Annotated in this window: 25 protein-coding genes; 23 read left to right on the top strand and 2 right to left on the bottom strand. The window is 44.2% G+C overall.

The window, feature by feature from the left end; genetic code table 11:
* Positions 1-247 precede the first annotated feature (247 nt).
* Complete coding sequence (locus tag LI091_RS13670) at positions 248-580, top strand: sporulation initiation factor Spo0A C-terminal domain-containing protein (RefSeq protein ID WP_265191264.1); 333 nt, start codon at positions 248-250, stop codon at positions 578-580.
* On the opposite strand, the gene LI091_RS13675 is transcribed toward LI091_RS13670, so the two are convergent.
* A complete protein-coding gene (locus LI091_RS13675; RefSeq protein ID WP_022426217.1) occupies positions 581-1,084 on the bottom strand; it encodes a DUF5721 family protein in 504 nt (167 codons plus the stop codon).
* Positions 1,085-1,243: 159 nt separating this feature from the next.
* Between LI091_RS13675 and LI091_RS13680 the strand changes: the two genes are divergently transcribed.
* A complete protein-coding gene (locus tag LI091_RS13680) occupies positions 1,244-2,083 on the top strand; it encodes a DegV family protein (protein WP_021650968.1) in 840 nt (279 codons plus the stop codon).
* Between the two features lie 117 nt (positions 2,084-2,200).
* Entirely contained in the window at positions 2,201-2,455 is a 255-nt protein-coding gene (locus LI091_RS13685) for a hypothetical protein (protein ID WP_015525893.1), read from the top strand.
* A 144-nt stretch (positions 2,456-2,599) separates the two neighbouring features.
* Here the strand turns inward: LI091_RS13685 and LI091_RS13690 are convergent, their stop codons facing one another.
* A complete protein-coding gene (locus LI091_RS13690) occupies positions 2,600-2,800 on the bottom strand; it encodes a cold-shock protein (protein ID WP_015525894.1) in 201 nt (66 codons plus the stop codon).
* Positions 2,801-3,125: 325 nt separating this feature from the next.
* Here LI091_RS13690 and LI091_RS13695 point away from each other — a divergent pair, with 325 nt between their 5' ends.
* The 20 genes from LI091_RS13695 (at position 3,126) to LI091_RS13790 (ending at position 21,362) form a co-directional block, all read left to right on the top strand.
* Complete coding sequence (locus LI091_RS13695) at positions 3,126-4,424, top strand: dihydroorotase (protein ID WP_015525895.1); 1,299 nt, start codon at positions 3,126-3,128, stop codon at positions 4,422-4,424.
* On the top strand, positions 4,421-5,347 hold the full coding sequence (pyrF, locus tag LI091_RS13700) for an orotidine-5'-phosphate decarboxylase (RefSeq protein ID WP_021650965.1): 927 nt from the start codon (positions 4,421-4,423) through the stop codon (positions 5,345-5,347). Before LI091_RS13695 ends, pyrF begins: the two co-directional genes overlap by 4 nt.
* 15 nt (positions 5,348-5,362) lie before the next feature.
* On the top strand, positions 5,363-6,157 hold the full coding sequence (locus tag LI091_RS13705) for a dihydroorotate dehydrogenase electron transfer subunit (protein ID WP_021650964.1): 795 nt from the start codon (positions 5,363-5,365) through the stop codon (positions 6,155-6,157).
* A complete protein-coding gene (locus LI091_RS13710) occupies positions 6,154-7,059 on the top strand; it encodes a dihydroorotate dehydrogenase (RefSeq protein ID WP_015525898.1) in 906 nt (301 codons plus the stop codon). Before LI091_RS13705 ends, LI091_RS13710 begins: the two co-directional genes overlap by 4 nt.
* A gap of 139 nt (positions 7,060-7,198) precedes the next feature.
* On the top strand, positions 7,199-7,873 hold the full coding sequence (gene pyrE, locus LI091_RS13715) for an orotate phosphoribosyltransferase (protein WP_015525899.1): 675 nt from the start codon (positions 7,199-7,201) through the stop codon (positions 7,871-7,873).
* A 70-nt stretch (positions 7,874-7,943) separates the two neighbouring features.
* Positions 7,944-8,096 carry a hypothetical protein gene (locus LI091_RS13720; protein WP_022426215.1) on the top strand — a complete coding sequence of 51 codons (153 nt, stop codon included), beginning with the start codon at positions 7,944-7,946 and terminating at the stop codon, positions 8,094-8,096.
* Between the two features lie 64 nt (positions 8,097-8,160).
* The gene (locus tag LI091_RS13725) at positions 8,161-8,634 is read left to right on the top strand and encodes a VanZ family protein (RefSeq protein ID WP_022426214.1); all 474 of its coding nucleotides are present in this window, start codon (positions 8,161-8,163) and stop codon (positions 8,632-8,634) included.
* Positions 8,618-8,932: a hypothetical protein gene (locus tag LI091_RS13730; RefSeq protein ID WP_015525901.1), complete on the top strand. Its 315-nt coding sequence runs from the start codon at positions 8,618-8,620 to the stop codon at positions 8,930-8,932. Before LI091_RS13725 ends, LI091_RS13730 begins: the two co-directional genes overlap by 17 nt.
* A gap of 3 nt (positions 8,933-8,935) precedes the next feature.
* Positions 8,936-9,547, top strand: a complete 612-nt coding sequence (locus tag LI091_RS13735; RefSeq protein WP_021650961.1) for an HD domain-containing protein — start codon at positions 8,936-8,938, stop codon at positions 9,545-9,547.
* Complete coding sequence (locus LI091_RS13740) at positions 9,528-11,609, top strand: aminopeptidase (protein WP_418215257.1); 2,082 nt, start codon at positions 9,528-9,530, stop codon at positions 11,607-11,609. The genes LI091_RS13735 and LI091_RS13740 overlap by 20 nt, the downstream gene beginning before the upstream one ends.
* Positions 11,610-11,732: 123 nt before the next feature.
* Positions 11,733-12,233: a 5-(carboxyamino)imidazole ribonucleotide mutase gene (gene purE / locus LI091_RS13745; protein WP_015525905.1), complete on the top strand. Its 501-nt coding sequence runs from the start codon at positions 11,733-11,735 to the stop codon at positions 12,231-12,233.
* 50 nt (positions 12,234-12,283) lie between these two features.
* Positions 12,284-13,309: a phosphoribosylformylglycinamidine cyclo-ligase gene (gene purM, locus LI091_RS13750; RefSeq protein WP_015525906.1), complete on the top strand. Its 1,026-nt coding sequence runs from the start codon at positions 12,284-12,286 to the stop codon at positions 13,307-13,309.
* Positions 13,303-13,926, top strand: coding sequence for a phosphoribosylglycinamide formyltransferase (gene purN, locus LI091_RS13755; RefSeq protein WP_015525907.1), 624 nt, complete (start codon positions 13,303-13,305; stop codon positions 13,924-13,926). The genes purM and purN overlap by 7 nt, the downstream gene beginning before the upstream one ends.
* Positions 13,927-13,958: 32 nt before the next feature.
* Positions 13,959-15,233 carry a phosphoribosylamine--glycine ligase gene (gene purD, locus LI091_RS13760; RefSeq protein ID WP_265191265.1) on the top strand — a complete coding sequence of 425 codons (1,275 nt, stop codon included), beginning with the start codon at positions 13,959-13,961 and terminating at the stop codon, positions 15,231-15,233.
* 185 nt (positions 15,234-15,418) lie between these two features.
* Entirely contained in the window at positions 15,419-16,192 is a 774-nt protein-coding gene (locus LI091_RS13765; protein ID WP_015525910.1) for an SseB family protein, read from the top strand.
* A 72-nt stretch (positions 16,193-16,264) separates the two neighbouring features.
* Entirely contained in the window at positions 16,265-16,642 is a 378-nt protein-coding gene (locus LI091_RS13770; protein ID WP_015525911.1) for a GntR family transcriptional regulator, read from the top strand.
* Positions 16,643-16,653: 11 nt separating this feature from the next.
* A complete protein-coding gene (locus LI091_RS13775) occupies positions 16,654-19,119 on the top strand; it encodes an ATP-dependent Clp protease ATP-binding subunit (RefSeq protein WP_287084785.1) in 2,466 nt (821 codons plus the stop codon).
* 96 nt (positions 19,120-19,215) lie between these two features.
* A complete protein-coding gene (locus tag LI091_RS13780; protein WP_015525913.1) occupies positions 19,216-19,629 on the top strand; it encodes a hypothetical protein in 414 nt (137 codons plus the stop codon).
* Positions 19,623-20,996 (top strand): DNA repair protein RadA, encoded by a 1,374-nt coding sequence (radA, locus tag LI091_RS13785; protein WP_021650957.1) that lies wholly within the window; start codon positions 19,623-19,625, stop codon positions 20,994-20,996. Before LI091_RS13780 ends, radA begins: the two co-directional genes overlap by 7 nt.
* A 93-nt stretch (positions 20,997-21,089) precedes the next feature.
* A complete protein-coding gene (locus LI091_RS13790; RefSeq protein ID WP_265191266.1) occupies positions 21,090-21,362 on the top strand; it encodes a hypothetical protein in 273 nt (90 codons plus the stop codon).
* Positions 21,363-21,613: the final 251 nt, after the last annotated feature.

Below are 21,613 nucleotides of genomic sequence, written 5' to 3' on the forward strand. Positions count from 1 at the left end.
GTAATGGGGCGAAGCCTTTGCTTTTTTTATAACAATATGTGTATCTTTAACACAATTATAGGAATTTTAAATAAAATAATAGATATTAAATAAAAATAACCTGTAAAATATGACTAAAAATTTAAATTAGTATCTAATATGTATAAAATAAATTTTCAGAAGAAAGCGAAAAATATAGATAACTGTCGTATTATACATAAGGGAGTGCTTTTAAAAAGAGAAAAAAATGAAATGGAGGAACAAATGTATGAAAAAGGTGTATGGATTGATCAGAAGACTTGGTGCAAATTCGAAATACAAAGGATATTTTTTCGTTGCGGAAGCGGTAAAGATTTCCATGGGGGATCAGTATAAACCATTGCGGATCACAAAGGACATTTATCCATGCCTGGCGCGGAAGTACAGATCAACACCTACCAATATTGAGCATGATATCAGAACAATGGTAAATGTGTGTTGGGAAGGAAATAAAAAACTGCTGGATGAGATTGCAGGATATCCTCTGGAATACAAGCCTACCAACAGTGAATTTATTGATATGCTTGCGTATTACCTGAGGGAAATAGAAGAAGAGAATTGACTATAGCCTTTCAAAAAGAATCTGATTCCTGGACAGAAAGCTCAGGATCATATCATCCCAGAGCTGCTCCGGGCGTTTATCCATAGAGAATGTTTTAAGAGAGGTTCCGGTAGTACAAAGAAGGCTGTTATTTTTAAATTGAAGATTTAAGAATAGTCCGTCTATCTGTTCGGAGGAAATTCCGAAATCTGTATTTCTCATTGCAGCTTCAACTCCACTCCGACTTAAATGCAGCACGATCCTGAAGCTTAAGGGCGTACGCTTACCGCGGATCACAGACCAGCAGAAAGGTCTGATGTCCTTCCAGAGAGAATGTGTCCGGCCGTGCTCTGTGAGTCTGTTCATGCTGTCTGTATCAAAAAAATCTTTCTGAAGCCTGCCATCAATGGTAAAAGTATTAAAAGTAGTCACAGTCGCTTCGGACAGACAGAATTTGTCAAATACTTCTCCTATAAAAAGTTTGTTTGTGAAATCCCGGATATCTGTGATCTTTAATGCAAGCATGCCGCACTTCCTTTCTTTTATGTGATCGCGTGTAGACATTATATCTCAGATAAAGAAAAAAGGACAGACTTTTTAAAAAACTCTTTTCAAATATCTGTTTATGTGATACGATAGATGTGGTATTGAATACTACATATAATGGAAAAGAGGACGATATAATTGAGCTATAAGATTGCGATAGATAGCTGTGGGGAGCTTTTAGATGAATGGAAAAATGACGGCAGGATTGAATCCATACCACTGACGCTGACGGTGGGCGGTGAGAATATTATAGATGATGAGAATTTCGATCAGAAAGATTTTTTAAAGAAGGTTGCGGCCTGCCCGGAATGCCCCAAGTCTGCATGCCCTTCTCCGGAACGCTATATGAAGGCATATGAGTGTGATGCGGAACACATTTATGCGGTGACGCTATCGGCAGAATTGAGTGGTTCCTATAACAGTGCGATTCTTGGAAAAAACCTGTTCCTGGAAGAGCAGCCGGAGAAAAAGGTTCATGTATTTAATTCCAAATCTGCATCCGGTGGTCAGAGTCTGATTGCCATGAAGATCGTGGAGTGTGAAGAAAAGGGACTTTCTTTTGAAGAAGTAGTAAGTGAAGTAGAGAAATATATTGAAGAGATGAACACATTTTTTGTGTTGGAGAATCTGGAAACTCTGCGCAAGAACGGACGTTTGGGCAGAGTGAAAGCTCTGGTGGCCAGTGCACTGAAGATCAAGCCGGTTATGGGAGCTACTCCGGAAGGAACGATCTGTCAGCTGGATCAGGCCAGAGGCATGAATAAAGCAATCGTAAAAATGGTGGATCACATTGGAGAGAAGGGGATCAACATCCCGGAAAAGACAGTTGCCATCACTCATTGCAACTGTCCGGAAAGAGCGAAGATGCTGGAGGAGGCTATCCGTGAGAAACTGCACCCAGCAAAGATCGTAGTTATGGATACTGCCGGTGTCAGCAGTATGTATGCCAACGATGGTGGCGTTATCGTAGCAGTCTGATCAGAGAAAATCTCCAGTTCAGAAAATTATCACATTTCTTCAGGGAGTTGCCGCTTTTCTTTTGAAAACAAGTGTGCTATAATGAACGAAGTACTGAAGCGGCAAAGGAGAAAGACAATGAGCCAGAAGAAAGTTGACAAATATAAAAACAACAAATACTCGCGAAACAGTGCCCTGAAGAAGGAACGCGCAGAATTTGTACTTGAGATGGCGGCATGGATCCTCATCGCGGTTCTGCTTGTAGGCTGGATCGGATATTCCGCATATGCCAAGATCCAGGCGAAGGAAGCCAGTGTGAAGGTGGATACTGTGATGGATACTTCTGCATTGACAGATTATATTTCCGGATTATCTTCAGACAGTGCGGAATAGAAAACACATATGAAATGATGGGTTCCCGGGATGTGTTGAAGCATCCCGGGGATTTTTATATACAGGATAAATATAATGCAATAAAAAACGGGTCTGCCATAAAGCAGCCCCGTTTTGACTTATACGTTTTTTATGGTTATAGAATTATAACTTTGTAACGTTAGCAGCCTGCATTCCGCGAGCGCCCTCTGTTAAGTCGTAGGATACAGCCTGTCCTTCTTCAAGAGATTTGAAGCCTTCACCGTTGATAGCGGAGAAGTGTACGAATACATCCTGTCCGTCCTCACCTGTGATAAAACCATAACCTTTTTCTGCGTTGAACCATTTTACAGTTCCCTTGTTCATTTTGTGTTACCTCCATAAAAATAAAAAAAATTAAAATAGCCTTCTGATGATAATAAAAAATCACCAGATTTTACAGACTATATTCATGTAAATATAATCTCTAAAAACTAGTGATTTTACATTAAATATTTTGCCATGCTCTGATTATATAACCCGTGTTTTGAAATGTCAAGGAGAAAATTCCAACAATTCCGGGGTGTAAAAAGGGGCGAAATTGCTTTGTAAAAAAAATCTTTATAAATAGAGAGATTTCGTGTATGATATAGGAGAATACAAGCGGATTGAAGGATCTGCTTTGAAAATACAGGATGAGAGGAGAACAGAAATGGGGATTCTGATTCGAGGAGGCCGGATCGTGGATGCGGCTACAGATACGGATAAAACAGGCGATATTTATCTGGAAGACGGAATCATTGCGGAAATAGGCCAGAAGCTGAAAAAGAAAGACGGCGACCGTGTGATCGATGCGAAAGGAAAGCTGGTCATGCCGGGAATTATCGATCTTCATGTCCATTTTCGTGATCCGGGCCAGACACACAAGGAAGATATCAAGAGTGGTGCTGCTGCGGCAGCACGTGGTGGTGTGACAACTGTAGTTGCTATGCCAAATACAACTCCCACTATTGATAATCCGGACCGGGTAAACTATGTACATAACAAGGCGGCGCAGGTTTCCGGTATTCATGTACTTCAGGCAGGTGCAGCCACCATGGGAGAAAAGGGGACTGAACTTGCAGATATTGCCGGAATGGTGAAAGCAGGGATCCCGGCAGTGTCCGAGGATGGTAAATCTGTGATGAATACAGCACTTTGTAAAGAAGCAATGAGGATCGCAGCAGAATGTGGCGTGCCGTTTTTTGACCATTGTGAAGATATCGATCTGCGTGGAGATGGATGCATGAATGAGGATGAGAACGCCAAAAGACTGGGGCTTCCCGGAATCTGCAATGCAGTGGAAGATACCATTACAGCCAGAGATATCATTCTGGCGCTGGAGACAGGAGTCCATCTTCATCTCTGCCACTGTTCCACTTATGGGGATGCCCAGATGATGAAGATCGTAAAAGAGAAAGGATACGACAATATCACAGCTGAGGTATGCCCGCACCATTTTATCCTTTCATCCGATGATATTAAAACAGATGACCCGAATTACAAGATGAATCCGCCGCTCCGTACACCGAAGGATGTGGAAGCACTGAAACAGGGCCTGAAGGACGGTACCATCGAGGTGATCAGCACGGACCATGCACCGCACAGTGCACAGGAAAAAACAGGTTCTATGAAGAATGCACCATTTGGGATCGTAGGTCTGGAAACAAGCCTTCCGCTCACCTATACAGAGCTGGTGGAAAAAGATGTGATCACACTGAAACAGATGGTTGAGAAGATGTGCCTGAACCCGGCGAAAATCCTCGGGCTTGACAGAGGAACTCTCCAGAAAGGCCATCCGGCAGATGTGATCATCGTGGATACGGAGCAGGAGTATGCTATCGATAAAAATAAATTTGTTTCCAAAGGACATAACACACCGTTTGATGGCTGGAAAGTAAAGGGAAAAGTGCTTTATACCATCTGTGACGGAAAAATTGTATTTAATAACCAGGAGGAGAAAGAATCATGATTAACAAACTGATCAGCAATATCCGCAAAACAAATGCACCAATCGTTGTAGGACTGGATCCTATGCTGAATTATATTCCGGAGCATATCCAGAAAAAGGCTTTTGCAGAGTTTGGGGAGACTCTGGAGGGCGCTGCAGAAGCAATCTGGCAGTATAACAAAGGAATCGTGGATGCGACCTTTGATCTGATCCCGGCAGTGAAACCACAGATCGCCATGTATGAGCAGTTTGGTATCCCGGGACTGATCGCATACAAGAAAACGGTTGAGTATTGTAAATCCAAAGATCTGGTTGTGATCGGTGATATCAAAAGAGGTGATATCGGTTCCACATCTGCAGCATATGCAGTTGGTCACTTGGGACAGGTTCAGGTAGGCTCAAAAAAATATGCAGGTTTTGATGAGGATTTTGCAACAGTCAATCCATACCTTGGTTCTGATGGTGTGAAACCCTTTATGGATGTATGCAAGGAAGAGAAAAAGGGTATCTTTGTTCTGGTCAAAACTTCCAATCCATCAAGTGGTGAGTTCCAGGATCGTGTCATCGACGGTCGCCCGCTCTATGAGCTGGTAGGTGAGAAGGTTGCACAGTGGGGCGATGAGCTTATGGGTGATGGATATAGTTATGTTGGTGCTGTTGTAGGTGCGACCTATCCGGAAATGGGAAAGGTATTAAGAAAGATCATGCCGAAGACATTTATCCTTGTTCCCGGATATGGTGCTCAGGGTGGAAAGGGCGCAGATCTTGTCCATTTCTTTAATGAGGATGGACTTGGTGCTATCGTAAACTCTTCCAGAGGAATCATCGCTGCATATAAGCAGGAGAAATATAAAGAGTTTGGCGCTGAAAATTACGCAGATGCTTCCAGAGCGGCAGTAAAAGATATGATCGCGGATATCAGCGGTGCGCTGGAGAACAGATAATACAGGAGGCATTTTATGAGTACATCAGAAAGTAAAAAAACAAAAAAGCCCTGTAAGATACTCAGCCAGGAATGTATTGGTACAGATATTTACAGTATGTGGCTGGATGCAGGTGAGATTGGAAAAAATGCAGTGCCGGGACAGTTTGTATCACTTTACAGCCGCAATGGCGGTAAGCTTCTGCCAAGACCCATCAGTCTCTGTGAGATCGATAAAGCAGAAGGAAAACTGAGACTGGTATATCGCGTTACAGGAAAAGGAACCGGTACGGAGGAATTTTCCAGACTTCATGCAGGGGTCCCCATTGAGACTATGGGACCTCTGGGAAATGGTTTTCCGCTGGATGCAGTAAAAGGCAAAAAAGTGTTTCTCATGGGTGGAGGAATCGGAATCCCGCCAATGCTGGAAACTGCTAAACAGCTGGACGCAGAAAAGATCATGGTTCTCGGATACAGAGATGAGCTGTTTTTAAATAAGGAATTTGAAGCTTATGGAGATGTCTATGTGGCAACAGAAGACGGCTCTGCAGGAACAAAGGGAAATGTTATGGATGCCATCCGTGAGAACGATCTTGAGGCAGATGCGATCTTTGCCTGCGGACCTGCCCCGATGCTCCGTGCCATCAAGGCATATGCCCTTGAAAAAGGAATTCCGTGCTGGATCTCCATGGAAGAGCGTATGGCCTGTGGCGTAGGCGCGTGTCTTGCCTGTGTGTGCAAATCCAAAGATGTGGATTCTCATTCTCATGTCCATAACAAGAGAGTATGTAAAGACGGACCTGTATTCCTGAGCACGGAGGTAGAGCTATGAGCAGAATGAATGTAAATCTTGCCGGCGTAGAACTTAAGAATCCGGTGATGACAGCGTCCGGAACATTTGGTTCCGGAGCGGAATACAGTGAATTTGTGGATCTGAACAGACTTGGCGCAGTTGTGACAAAAGGTGTGGCAAATGTACCGTGGCCGGGAAATCCTACACCGAGAGTGACAGAGACAGCATCCGGAATGCTCAATGCCATTGGTCTTCAGAATCCGGGGATTGATGTTTTCTGTGAAAGAGATATTCCGTTCCTTAAAAAATATGATACAAAGATCATCGTCAATGTCTGTGGAAAATCTGCAAAGGATTACTGTGAGGTTGTAGAACGCCTTGGAAATGAGCCTGTGGATATGCTGGAGATTAATGTTTCCTGCCCGAATGTCAAGGAAGGCGGAATTGCCTTCGGTCAGAATCCGAAAGCTCTTGAAGAGATCACAAAAGAAGTAAAGAAATATGCAAAACAGCCGGTGATCATGAAGCTGAGCCCAAATGTAACCGATATTACCGAGATGGCGAAAGCAGCAGAAGCTGGCGGCGCAGATGTTCTTTCTCTTATCAATACCCTGACAGGAATGAAGATCGATATCAACAGACGTACATTTGCACTGGCAAATAAAACTGGTGGAATGTCCGGTCCTGCAGTAAAACCGGTAGCTGTCCGTATGGTATATCAGGTGGCAAATGCAGTATCCCTTCCTATCATCGGTATGGGAGGAATCGCAACTGCTGAGGATGCCCTGGAATTTATTATGGCAGGTGCTACTGCAGTGTCTGTGGGAACTGCAAACTTTTTTAACCCTTATGCTACTGTGGAGATCGCAGATGGTATTCAGGCATTTCTTGAAAAACAGAAAGTGGAAGACATCAATGAGCTGATCGGAGTAGTGAAATAACGGAGGATTGCCGTATTTGCAATTCTGTTGTTCATATGTTAGAATTAACAGGATAAATAAAGGGATTTTACACTGGGATTGCAGCAGAGTGTGGATCCTGGGTTTGTCGTATATATGAAAAACATGGAGGATTAGATAAATGGAACAGTATAAGCAGGAATTTATTGAATTTATGATTGACTGTAATGTCCTGAAATTTGGAGATTTTACTACGAAATCAGGAAGAAAGACACCATTTTTTGTAAATACAGGATTTTACCGTACCGGTGCGCAGCTTCGCAAGCTGGGACAGTATTATGCAAAAGCGATAGAAAGCAAATTCGGACTGGATTTTGATGTGCTGTTTGGACCGGCATACAAAGGAATTCCGCTTTCTGTAGCAGCAACTATGGAGATCAGTGAAATGTACGGAAAGGATATCCGTTACTGTTCCAACCGTAAGGAAGTGAAAGACCACGGAGATAAAGGAATTCTTCTTGGCAGCCCGATCCAGGATGGGGATAAGGTAGTGATCATTGAGGATGTTACGACTGCAGGAACATCCATTAAAGAAACACTTCCGATCATCAAAGCGCAGGGAGATGTAAATCCGATAGGTCTTGTGGTTTCTGTTGACCGTATGGAACGCGGCCAGGGAACAAAGAGTGCGCTCAAAGAGATCGAGGAAACCTACGGCCTTCAGACTACAGCTATTGTAACTATGGCGGAGGTTGTTGAGCATCTCTACAACAAAGAATACAAAGGCCGTGTTGTGATCGATGATAAGCTGAAAGCTGCCATTGATGCATATTATGACCAGTACGGCGCAGAATAATATTGTTATAAAAGGTCATAAAAGAGCGGCGGATTCCGAAGGTCCGCTTTTACTGGGAGGACGCAGCCTTATGAATGAAAAAATTTATAAAACTATGGCGAGCAGCGGGGCGGGAAGCCTTGCACTCGGTATTGTCGTTCTGGTGACGGGACTTGTCACAGGAATTCTGATGATCGTGAACGGTGCGAGACTGCTCAGAAGAAAATCAGAGATATTAATCTAATATGATCTGAAAAGCCGCACGTTGTTCCGTGTGGCTTTTCGGACTATTTAAGCAGGGGAGAATATTGGAAAAAGGGACAAAACGCAGAGTAAAAAAACTCGGGACAGCTTTTTTTGTATTGTATGTTCTTGTTCTTGTGTATCTTCTGTTCTTTTCCGAAGGATACGGAAGAGTGGCGGATGCAGAAAGAGAATACCGTTACAATCTTGTTCCGTTTGTGGAGATCAGGCGTTTCTGGACTTATCGAAAAATAGTGGGTACATTTGCGCTTTTCACAAATGTTTTTGGAAATGTGCTGGGATTTGTGCCATACGGATTTATTCTTCCGGTAATAACCGGAAAAATGCGAAATGGCTTTTTTATCATATTATCCGGCTTTTTTATCAGTCTGACGATAGAAGTGATCCAGCTGCTTACAAAAGTTGGCTGCTTTGATGTGGATGATATGATATTGAATACTCTGGGCGCAGCGCTTGGATATGGGATTTATGCAGTCTGCGACAGGATTAGGAGAAAAATTAATGGCAAGAAGATATAGATATGCATTTGCAAAAAAAAGAGAAGCTTCCAAGGGAAAATGGTCTGTAGGACTTGCGGCGGCTTCCCTCGTGCTGTTTATCGCGGCAGTTGTGCTTGCACTCTTTTTTGATGGAAAGCTCGGGGGCCTGATCGGCGGAACCGGGCTTTTTGCCATGCTGCTTTCTGCATATGGCTTTACACTGGGGCTTTCCAGCTTTTCGGAAGAAAACCGGAAACACAGGACGAGCATGGTCGGGTCTATTTTGAACGGAGTGATCCTGGTTATCTGGCTGGGACTTTTTTTATCGGGGGTATAACAGATGGATAAAAAAGAACGCTTAAAAAAACAGCTGGACTTTATTATGGAGATAGATAAAGTCAAGAATATTTTCCGACAGACATATCTTGCAGACGGAAAGCGGAAAGAGAATGATGCGGAGCATTCCTGGCATCTGGCGTTGATGGCGGTGCTTTTAAAGGAATATTCCAATGAGGAAGTGGATCTTTCGAAGGTGATTCCTATGGTACTGGCGCATGATCTGGTAGAAATCGATGCAGGTGATACCTATGCATATGATGAAAAAGGAGCGACAACCAAGGAATACAGGGAGAAGCAGGCAGCAGAACGGATCTATGGACTATTGCCGGAAGATCAGGGACAGTGGTTAAAAGCATTATGGGAGGAGTTTGAGGCTTACGAAACCCCGGAGGCGAAATTTGCCCATGTGCTAGATAATTGTCAGCCATTGTTTCTAAATGATGCTTCCAACGGAAAAAGCTGGGAAGAGCATCAGGTGAAGAAAAGTCAGATTTATAAGAGAAACCGGAAAACAGGAGAGGGTTCTGAAGTGATCTGGGAATATATGAAAGAACTCGTTGACAAACACATTGCCCTGGGGCATGTGATCGATGATGAAAAAGATGGGAGATGAAGTCTTGGAAGAATGCATGAAAGAACGTTATGGACTTGCGAAGGAACGGATCCGTGAGATCATAACAGAAGAAACCGTAAAAAAACCGTTTGGAGATTTTTTCAGAAACAGGGCAAAGTTTCTTTCCATGGCAGCAGATGTGATGGATGAGAGCGCAGCAGAGCTTACGATGGAGGTGTTGAAAGAGAGAAATCATTGCTTTTATCAGGATATCCTCCCGGAAAATTATGAAAGCAGCTATGGAAATCCGGCGTATGCAGTACAGCAGATGGGAGAATATGGAAAAGCCTTCAGTTTTCTGTATGCAGAGATCGCAGGAACTGTAGCTTATGCTCATGAGAAAAGGCTGTGGGATATGACTGTATCCATGGAACTGTTTCTGGAAGTATATTCTGCATTTTGTGAGGAAGAACTTCCGGAGGCGGCAACAGTGGAGGGGATTCTCCGTTCCTATGTAAATGATTACTGCCAGGATATGATGGAGCAGAGGATACGGGAAGGTGTAGATCCGGAGCTTGACTTTGCAGCAGATATCATCATGAATTCGGATCTTTCGGATCTGAGATATCTGTATCGCTATGGCGAGTTTGTTTCAGAGAATGAAACAGGAGTTGCAGAGTTTCTGAACTCCCTTTCTCAGGAAGAGATCGATAAGATGGCTTCTACCTATACAGAAGGCTATCGGATCGGATTTATCACCGGACGGAAGGATATCACAAAAAAGAAAACAGTAAATATCCGATATAGTCTTGGTTTTGAACGGATGGTAAAAGCAGCGATCCTCCAGTTTGAAAAAATGGGTCTGAAGCCGGTGATCTATCGCCATGCAACGCATGTGGTAAATAAGAGAGGCGCCGTGAGAGTAGGCTATACAGGCGGCGTTGCCAATCCGCAGTACGATTACGATCATCGTCAGGACAGTGCATTGTTCCTGGATGGGGATTTTGTTCAGCGAAAACTTCGTGCTATGCAGACCTCCTATGAGAAGTACAGAGAACTGGCAGAAGTACATGGCGGTCCGGCCTGCATTGATACATTTGGAGAAAATCCTTTCTCTCCGATAAGTAAACCGGAAGCTTATGCATTAAGCGAGACACAGCAGAAGCTTCAGACAGAACTTGACAATGAATCCGGACAGATCGTAAACCGATACATCAAAGGTGATGAGAGAAGTTTTACGATCATTGCATATCCGGTTCCTGAGATTGGTGGAAATTATGAGGAAATTTTCCGTGAGATCGTAAAGATCAATACATTGGATTACCATCTCTATCAGGAAATCCAGCAGACGATCATCAATACCCTGGATACCTGTGAGTGGGTGGAAGTCAAAGGACGTGGAGACAATGAGACGGATCTTCTGATCCATCTTCATGAACTGACAGATCCGAAGAAACAGACAAATTTTGAGAACTGCGTGGCAGATGTGAACATTCCGGTGGGCGAAGTCTTTACATCTCCGCAGCTGGCAGGCACAGGCGGAATCCTTCATGTGAAAAAAGTATATCTGAACGGTCTTCAGTTCCGGGATCTGAAGCTGGTATTTGACTGCGGCCAGGTTATTGATTACACCTGCTCGAATTTTAAAACCGAAGAAGAGAACCGGAAATATATTGAAGATAATATCCTCCACCACCATCCGAAGATCCCCATGGGAGAGTTTGCCATCGGTACAAATACCACAGCTTATGTGGCGGCGCTGAAATACGGAATTGCGGATAAGTTTCCGATCCTGATCGCAGAAAAAATGGGACCGCATTTTGCTGTGGGCGATACCTGTTACAGCTGGGCAGAGGATACACCGGTATATAATCCGGATGGAAAAGAGATCATCGCCAGGGATAATGAGATTTCCGAGATGCGAAAAGATGACGTAAGCCTTGCTTATTATGGCTGTCATACAGATATTACCATTCCCTATGATGAGCTTGGAAGTATCCGTGTGATCGATGATGAGGGAGAAATGCTTTCCATTATCGAAAACGGAAGGTTTGTTCTTCCGGGAACAGAGGAATTAAACCGTCCTTTTGAGAATCTTCCATTAAATAATAATATAAGTTAATTAGTAAATTTACAGTTTTTCCGATCGTATTGACAGAAAGTGAGAATATACGTAGAATAACCATAACAATAGTCAAAGGACACAGGCTAATATTCAGTTAGTGTACCATGAAAGGAGAACACAATGGCAAAAGTAGGAATTGTAATGGGTAGTGATTCGGATATGCCGGTTATGAGCAAAGCAGCAGATATCCTGGAGAAACTGGGGATTGATTATGAAATGAAGATCATTTCCGCACACAGAGAACCGGATGTATTTTTCGAGTATGCAAAGACAGCAGAAGAAAAAGGCTTCAAAGTTATCATCGCAGGCGCAGGAATGGCAGCTCATCTTCCGGGAATGTGCGCAGCGATCTTTCCAATGCCGGTGATCGGTATTCCGATGCATACAACCTCTCTGGGAGGAAGAGATTCCCTTTACTCAATCGTACAGATGCCAAGCGGTATCCCGGTTGCTACAGTAGCGATCAATGGTGGCGCCAATGCGGGACTTCTTGCTGCCAAGATCCTTGCAACTTCCGACGCAGAGCTTCTTTCCAGACTGAAAGCCTACAGTCAGGATCTGAAGGAGCAGGTTGAGAAGAAAGACGCAAGGCTTCAGGAAGTTGGATACAAAAATTACTAAATAAATCTTTTACCATAAAAATAAAAAGGTGTTGTCATAAGGAGGACATTATGGATTACAAGACTTCAGGCGTAGATATTGAGGCAGGATACAAATCAGTAGAGCTGATGAAAAAGCACATTGCCAAGACAATGAGACCGGAGGTACTTGGAGGAATCGGTGGATTCTCAGGTGCATTTTCCATGGAGAAATTCAAAGATATGGAAGAGCCTACTCTGGTTTCCGGAACAGACGGATGTGGAACCAAGGTTAAGGTAGCCATGGTTATGGACAAGCATGATACCATCGGAATCGATGCTGTAGCCATGTGTGTAAATGATATTGCATGTGCAGGCGGCGAGCCATTGTTTTTCCTGGACTACATTGCTTGCGGCAAAAATTATCCGGAAAAGATCGCAGAGATCGTAAAAGGTGTTGCAGAGGGCTGTGTACAGTCTGAGGCAGCTCTGATCGGTGGTGAGACAGCAGAGCATCCTGGACTTATGCCGGAAGATGAGTACGACCTTGCCGGATTTGCAGTAGGAGTCGTTGACAAAAAAGATCTTCTTACAGGAGAGGCCCTGAAACCAGGAGATGTCCTGATCGGTATGGCTTCCACAGGAGTTCACAGTAATGGATTTTCTCTTGTACGTAAAGTATTTGACATGACAAAAGAGTCTCTGGATACTTATTATGAAGAGCTTGGAACAACTCTGGGAGAGGCACTGATCGCACCGACCAGAATCTATGTAAAAGCGCTGAAGAGCATCCGAGAGTCTGGCGTGAAGATCCATGCATGCAGCCATATCACAGGTGGTGGATTTTATGAGAATATCCCGCGTATGCTGAAAGAGGGAACCAGAGCTGTTGTCAAAAAAGACAGCTATCCGGTACTTCCGATCTTCAAGCTCCTTGCTGAAAAAGGAAATATTGATGAGCATATGATGTATAATACATATAATATGGGTCTTGGAATGATCCTGGCAGTAGATCCTGCAGATGTTGACAAAACAATGGAAGCTATCCGCAAAACCGGCGATAAGCCATATGTGGTAGGATCCATTGAAGAGGGAGAAAAGGGAGTGACCTTATGTTAAAGATCGGTGTTCTTGTTTCCGGTGGGGGAACGAATCTTCAGGCGATCCTGGATGCTATTGATGCAGGAGAGATCACAAATGCAAAAGTGGATATTGTGATCAGTAATAATGCCTCCGCTTATGCTCTGGAAAGAGCCAGAAAGCATGATATAGAGGCGGTATGCATCGCACCGAAAGACTATCCGGACCGAGAAGCTTTCCATAAAGCATTACTGGCGAAGCTTCAGGAAAAAGAGGTGGATCTGATCGTTCTTGCAGGATATCTGGTTGCAATCCCTCCGATGATGGTGGAAGCGTATCCCAACAAGATCATCAATATCCATCCATCTCTGATCCCGTCTTTCTGCGGAAAAGGTTTTTATGGACTTAAGGTCCATGATGCAGTTCTTGCAAGAGGCGTGAAAGTAACAGGCGCTACGGTTCATTTCGTAGATGCCGGAACGGATACAGGTCCGATCATCCTTCAGAAGGCAGTAAAGGTAAAAGACGGAGATACATCCAAGGAGCTTCAGAGACGTGTAATGGAAAAAGCAGAGTGGAAGATCCTTCCGGAAGCAATCAATCTTATCGCCAATGACAAGATCACAGTGACAGATGGAATTGTTTCTTTAAAGTAATCAGCAGACAGATGAAACAAAGGAGTAAACAGATGAAAGTATTAATCGTAGGAAGCGGCGGAAGAGAACATGCAATTGCATGGAGTGTTGCAAAAAGCCCGAAAGTTGACAAGATCTACTGCGCACCTGGAAATGCAGGAATCGCAGAGTATGCGGAATGTGCAGATATCGGAGCAATGGAATTTGAAAAACTGGCAGTCTTTGCCAAAGAAAAAGAAATCGATCTTACTATCGTGGGAATGGATGATCCTCTTGTGGGCGGAATCGTAGATGTATTTGAGGCAGAGGGACTGCGTGTGTTCGGACCGCGCAAAAATGCTGCTATTCTGGAAGGCTCCAAGGCTTTTTCCAAGGATCTTATGAAAAAATACGACATTCCTACAGCTGCTTATGAGAATTTTGATGATCCGGAAAAAGCTCTGGAATATTTAAGGACCGAGGCAAAATTCCCGATCGTTTTGAAGGCAGATGGTCTTGCTCTTGGAAAAGGAGTTCTGATCTGTCAGGATCTTGCAGAGGCAGAAGCTGGCGTAAAAGAGATCATGGAAGACAAAAAATTCGGAAATGCCGGAAATACCATGGTAATTGAAGAATTTATGACTGGCCGTGAGGTTTCCGTACTTTCTTTTGTAGATGGAAAGACGATCCGTACCATGACATCCGCGCAGGATCACAAGCGTGCGAAGGATGGGGATCAGGGACTGAATACAGGCGGAATGGGAACATTTTCTCCAAGTCCGTTCTATACTCCGGAAGTAGATGAATTCTGTAAGAAATATGTTTATCAGAAAACAGTAGATGCCATGGCAGCAGAGGGACGTCCGTTTAAGGGAATCATTTTCTTCGGACTGATGCTTACTGCAGATGGCCCGAAGGTTCTGGAATATAATGCAAGATTTGGGGATCCGGAGGCACAGGTTGTTCTTCCGCGTATGGAGAATGATATCATTGAAGTAATGGAAGCCTGTGTAGACGGCAAACTTGATCAGATCGATCTGAAATTTGAGGACAATGCAGCAGTTTGTGTTGTTCTTGCAAGTGATGGATATCCGGTAAAATACGAAAAAGGTATCCCGATCCATGGATTTGAGAATTTTAAGGACAAAGACGGATACTACTGTTTCCATGCGGGAACCAAATTTAAAGATGGAGAAATCGTTACGAACGGTGGGCGTGTTCTTGGCATCACTGCCAAAGGAGAGACATTAAAAGAAGCCAGAAAGAATGCATATGCTGCTACAGAGTGGATCAGCTTTGCAAATAAGTATATGCGTCACGATATCGGAAAAGCTATCGACGAGGCTTAAGTTGGTCATTTTTCACAGGCACAGCTTGACGAAAACAGGGATTTCATTGTACAATAGTAACAACTATGAAACACAGTGAGTAGTTACGAACATGAAAAGCTGGATGCTGACAGGGCACAACAGGAACCAACCATTTTCCTTGATGAGGTGTCGCATCCAAGTGATGAGGCAGAGAGGACAGAAAAATGGGAATCAGTGTAGAAGAAGCAATCCATGAGCTCAGAAACAGGGAGGAAGTATTTGTTGCATATTCACAGGCAACCAGACTTCCATATGTGACCTGTGATGAAGAAACATTTAATGACCAGGCAAGGATTTTTGCCACAGAAGAAGAGATCAAAGAATATGGTAAACAGCTCCTTGAGGATAAGATCCTTCTTATGGGCATGAAATATGAGAAAAAAGACTATCCAAGACTGTATGGTACGCTGTACGCGATCGGAGTGAACAGTGTGATCTGGATCGACGGAGAAGAGAAGATCGAGATTGAGATCGGAAAGATCGCAAACCAGAGAGATATGAGTAAGATCGAGCCGTCAAAGAGACCGCTTCTGAACCCGTCTCTTGAACTTTCCGGAATCTATTTTATGCAGGAATTGCGTCGTCCGGTAAAACAGGAAGAGCACAAAAATATCCGTGAGCTGGAAGAAGAGCTGATAGCTAACCTGCGTAAGGCAGAATTCCTGATCGCGATCAATGCAGAGCAGGAAGAAGATGGAAAGCTCCATATTCCGTATCTGAAAAATAAAGAGGATAAGATCATGCAGCCTGTGTTTACAGATGTTATGGAATTTGAGAAATTTGGAAGAGGCAAGAATCTCCGTGTTGCGAAAGTGACTATAGACAAACTTCCGAGCCTGATGATTCCGCAGGCAAACGCTTATGTGGTAAATCCAATGGGATTTAATCTGGTTCTTAACAAAGAACAGATAGAGAAGATTGCAGGGATCAGTAAATAAAAACAAAAATCACAGCAGGCTGCCAGGATGAAACTGTGCAGCCTTTTGCTGTTGTAGAGGAGAGATTACCCTATGGTGATAGAAATCGATTTTAACAGTGATGAGGCAATCTATATGCAGATCACCAATCAGATCATAATGGGGATCGCTACATCAAGGCTTCATGAAGGGGATACTCTGCCTTCTGTACGGCAGCTTGCAAGCATTGCAGGAATCAATATGCATACTGTGAATAAGGCATATGCGCTGCTTCGTCAGGAAGGCTTTGTGACTATTGACAGGCGAAAGGGAGCGGTGATCTCCATAGATGCAGATAAGGTCAGAGCACTGGAAGAAATGAAACAGAATCTGACAGTAGCAATGGCATGGGGATGCTGTAAAAATGTAACAAGAGAAGAAGTCCATCAGCTGGTGGACGAGATTTTTGACGAGTATGACACAGACAGATAGGAGGAGACATCATGCAGGAACGATATACAAAACAGGCAGAGAATGTTCTTGCTCTGGCAAAAGAGGCAGCCAGCTCCTGCGGACATAGTTATATCGGCACGGAGCATCTGCTGGTCGGGCTTGTAGAAGAAAAGGAGGGCACAGCAGGAAGAGTTCTGGAGGAGTTTGGGATCCAGGCTGATAAAGCGATGGCTCTGATCGATAAACTGATCGCACCTCCGGGAAATACGGCTGTTTCACAGAGACCGGGATTCAGTCCGAGAACCAGAAGAGTTCTGGAGGGTGCATATGCAGAAGCAGAATCCATGCGTTTTGAGGAAGTCGGGACAGAACATATTCTGCTGGCAATGTTGAAAGAAACAGACTGTGTGGGTACCAGACTGCTGTACACAATGGGTGCCAATATCCAGAAGCTTTATGCGGCAGTGCTGACAGCTATGGGAATGGACAGCGATGCCATTGCGGAAGAATTCCAGGCTGTAAAAGCTTCAAAGGGAAGAAACAGCAGTGTAACACCAACTCTGGATCAGTATAGCCGAGATCTGACGGCCATGGCAGAAGAAGGTAAGCTGGATCCTGTAGTGGGAAGGGATAAAGAGATTGCCAGACTGATCCAGATCCTGAGCAGAAGAACAAAGAACAATCCCTGCCTGACTGGAGAGCCGGGAGTAGGAAAAACGGCTATCGTAGAGGGACTTGCACAGCGGATCGTCACAGGAATGGTACCGGATACTGTGAAGGATAAGAGGGTTGTAGTTCTGGATCTTTCCGGAATGGTCGCAGGAAGTAAATATCGCGGTGAGTTTGAAGAACGTATCCGAAATGTGATCGATGAGGTAAGCGAACAGCAGGGAATATTGCTCTTTATTGATGAGATCCATACGATCATCGGAGCAGGTGGAGCGGAAGGTGCACTGGATGCTTCCAATATCCTGAAACCGTCTCTTTCCCGTGGAGAGATCCAGCTGATCGGAGCAACGACACTGGAAGAATATCGGAAATACATTGAAAAGGATGCAGCGCTTGAACGGCGTTTTCAGCCTATCATCGTGGAAGAGCCTACAGAAGAGGAGGCTGTTGAAATCCTGAAGGGGCTGCGCCCATATTATGAAAAACATCATGGTGTAGAGATTCTGGATGAGGCCCTTGAGGCGGCTGTAAAAATGTCCGTTCGTTATATCAATGACCGGTTTCTTCCGGATAAAGCCATTGACATTATTGATGAAGCAGCGTCGAAAGTACAGCTGGCGGGATATCGTCCGTCTCCGAAAGCAGAAGCACTGGAAAGAGAGATCCACGATATTCTGAAACAAAAAGAACAGGCAGTCATAAATGCAGATCTTGAAGGTGCAAAAGCAGCACAGGCAAAGCAAAATGAGGCGGAAGCAGAATTGGAAAAGATCCGAAGAAAGGCGGAGCGGAAAAATCGGAAAAATCCATTTACAGTTGATGAAGAGGCAGTTGCCGGTATTGTGTCTGACTGGACAAAAATACCTGTACAGCGTCTGACAGAGGGGGAATCCCGTAGGCTTGCAAATTTGGAAAAGGTTCTGAAAAAACGTGTGATCGGACAGGATGAGGCAGTTTCTGCAGTTGCCCGGGCGGTAAAAAGGGGAAGAGTAGGATTAAAGGATCCGGCAAGGCCTATAGGTTCTTTCTTATTCCTGGGACCTACCGGAGTGGGAAAAACGGAGCTTTCCAAAGCGCTGGCGGAAGCTGTATTTGGAAGTGAGCAGGCAATGATCCGTGTAGATATGTCCGAATATATGGAAAAACATAGTGTTTCTAAAATGATCGGATCGCCGCCCGGATATGTAGGCTATGAAGAAGGTGGACAGCTCAGCGAAAAAGTGCGCAGAAATCCATACAGTGTCATTCTTTTTGACGAGATTGAAAAGGCTCATCCGGATGTGTTTAATATTCTTCTGCAGGTACTTGATGATGGTCATATTACAGATGCTCAAGGCAGAAAAGTGGATTTTAAGCAGACGATCATTATCATGACTTCCAACGCAGGTGCGCAGATGATCATGGAACCGAAACATCTTGGATTTATGTCCGGAGATACGGAAAAGCGTGATTATGAACGTATGAAGTCCGGAGTGATGGAAGAAGTGCGGCGGATGTTTAAACCGGAATTTCTGAACCGGATCGATGAGATCATGGTATTCCATTCTCTGAATAAAGAAAATATCAGGAAGATCGTTACTATTCTTTTGAAAAACCTGGAAAAACGCTGTCAGGAACAGCTGGATATCATACTGAAAGTTACCGGAGCAGCTAAAGATCTTATCGCAGATGCAGGCTTTGACAGTAAATACGGTGCAAGACCGTTGCGTCGTGCGATCCAGACAAAGATTGAGGATGAGATGGCAACAGAAATCCTTGAAGGTCGGATCAAAGCCGGTGATACCGTACAGGTGAAGGTCAAAGACAAGAAAATCTACTTTGAAGTAAAAGATGCGGAGAAAGCGTAAGAATTTTATTACTTTCTATAGCCAAAAAAACAGAAATAAGTTATAATTAACAAAATTAAAACTATACAACGAAAGATTTCAGGAGGACATAAGATCATGGCAGTGGTACAGGAATTGATCCGCACAGAAGATAATGGGACTATCAGTTTTGGAGATTATGAATTAAATCAGAAATCCAAATTGTCGGATTATCAGTATCAGGGAGATATGTATAAAGTAAAAACATATAAGGAGATCACCAAACTTGAGCGTAATGGAATGTTCGTATATGAGTCTGTTCCGGGAACCAGTGTGTTCCATCTTCAGCAGGATGGAACAGCAATGAGTTTTGAGGTTCAGGGCTTTGAGGATTCTCAGATTACTGTTGAACTGGAAGCTGAGACAGAGTATCAGGTATTTATTGATGATGTAAGTACAGGTACAATGACCACAAACCTGGGCGGCAAGCTTTCTTTCAGTGTTGAACTGGATGCGAACACCAAAGCAGAAGTTAAAATTGTAAAATGCTAAAAAATAAAAAAACGGTTTATTTTTGTCAGGAATGCGGGTATGAATCAGCCAAGTGGATGGGGCAGTGCCCGGCATGCAAGGCATGGAATACTTTTGTGGAGGAAACGGTTTCTTCCAAAAAATCTTCCTCAGGGAGTATTAAAACTACACAAAAGAAAACGGAGCCTGTAGTTCTGAAAGATATCAGTCTTTCTTCAGATGAACGTCAGAGCTGCGGAATCGGTGAACTTGACAGGGTGCTGGGAGGCGGAATCGTCCCCGGCTCCCTTGTTTTGGTAGGTGGAGATCCTGGTATTGGCAAGTCTACATTGTTGTTGCAGGTGTGCAGAAATTTATCTTCACAGGGGATTTCTGTTTTGTATATTTCTGGTGAGGAGTCTCTTAGACAGATCAAGCTCCGGGCAGATCGGCTTGGAACGTTTAATGATAAATTGAAACTGCTCTGTGAGACGAATCTTGAAAATATCCGGGAGATCATTGAGCGGACGAAACCAGATGTAGCTGTTGTGGATTCTATCCAGACGATGTTTCATGAAGATATTTCGTCTGCACCGGGAAGTGTTTCTCAGGTGAGGGAATCTACCAATGTACTGATGCAGATCGCTAAGGGTATGGGAGTGTCCATTTTTATCGTGGGTCATGTGACCAAGGAGGGAAATGTGGCAGGTCCTCGTGTACTGGAACATATGGTAGATACTGTGCTTTACTTTGAGGGAGACAGGCATGCTTCTTACCGGATCCTGCGTGCGGTGAAAAATCGTTTTGGTTCTACCAATGAAATTGGTGTTTTTGAGATGCAGAATTCCGGACTTGAAGAAGTGAAGAATCCTTCCGAGTTCCTTTTGAATGGAAGACCGGAGAATGCTTCGGGGTCTGTTGTTGCATGTTCTATGGAGGGGACGAGACCGATTTTGGTGGAGATCCAGGCTCTGGTGTGTCAGAGTAATTTTGGAATTCCGAGAAGAACAGCAGTTGGTACGGATTTTAATCGTGTGAATCTTTTGATGGCGGTTCTGGAGAAGAAGGCGGGAGTTCATCTTGCTGCTTCGGATGCTTATGTGAATATTGCGGGTGGCATGAAGATGACAGAGCCGGCGATCGATCTGGGTATTTGTCTTGCTATTATTTCCAGTGCGAAGGAGATCGTGATCCCGGATTCTGTGATGGCGTTTGGTGAAATTGGTCTGAGTGGCGAGGTTCGTGCAGTGAGTATGGCCGGACAGCGTGTGCAGGAAGCGAAAAAGCTTGGATTTGAGACGGTGATACTTCCTGAGGTGAACCGGACGGCTACAGAGAGTATTAAAGGAATTAAATTGGTTTATGTGGCTGGGATCCGGGATGCGATTTCTTTTATCAGAGGGTTGTGAGTTTCCGGCAGGTTATTTTGAATAGGATCATGTGGTCAGCCGCTGTATGGTTTGTACGGCGGCTGTGTTTGGGTTAATAGATAAAAAACATAGATGATAGTAAGGGAAAGGCTGGTGTTGGTTATGGGTATTGGAAATATTGGAAATATTGGAAATATGATGAAGGTTATGAATGCATGGAATACATTTAAACAGAATCATCCGAAGTTTCCGGCATTTTGTAGTGCGGTTTCCCGGCGTGGGATTCGTGAGGGGAGCATTCTTGAGGTGACGTATATTAGCCCTGAGGGTGAGAAGCTGACTACGAATATTAAAGTGCAGGCCAGCGATCTTGAGTTGCTGAGAGAACTTTCTGGTGGTAATTGAGTTGAGCGGATAGCGAATGTTGATTATATATTGTATATGTCTGTTTGACGGGTATTTTGGTTCCGGTGTCTGGCAGTGTTGGAACTGCCGGGTGCCGTTTTTTTTGTTGGGATGGAGAGGGACGCCAGAGGGAGGTGGCATCGGTCCGGGGAGTGGATGCAGTCGGTGGGGTTTTTGAGGTTTTGTGGGTGGATGTGGTTGAGGGACGCCAGAGGAAGGTGGCATCGCTCCGGGCAGGGACTCCGTCGGGG

This window comes from Blautia sp. MSK20_18, assembly GCF_020553125.1.
Lineage (GTDB): Bacteria > Bacillota > Clostridia > Lachnospirales > Lachnospiraceae > Blautia_A > Blautia_A fusiformis.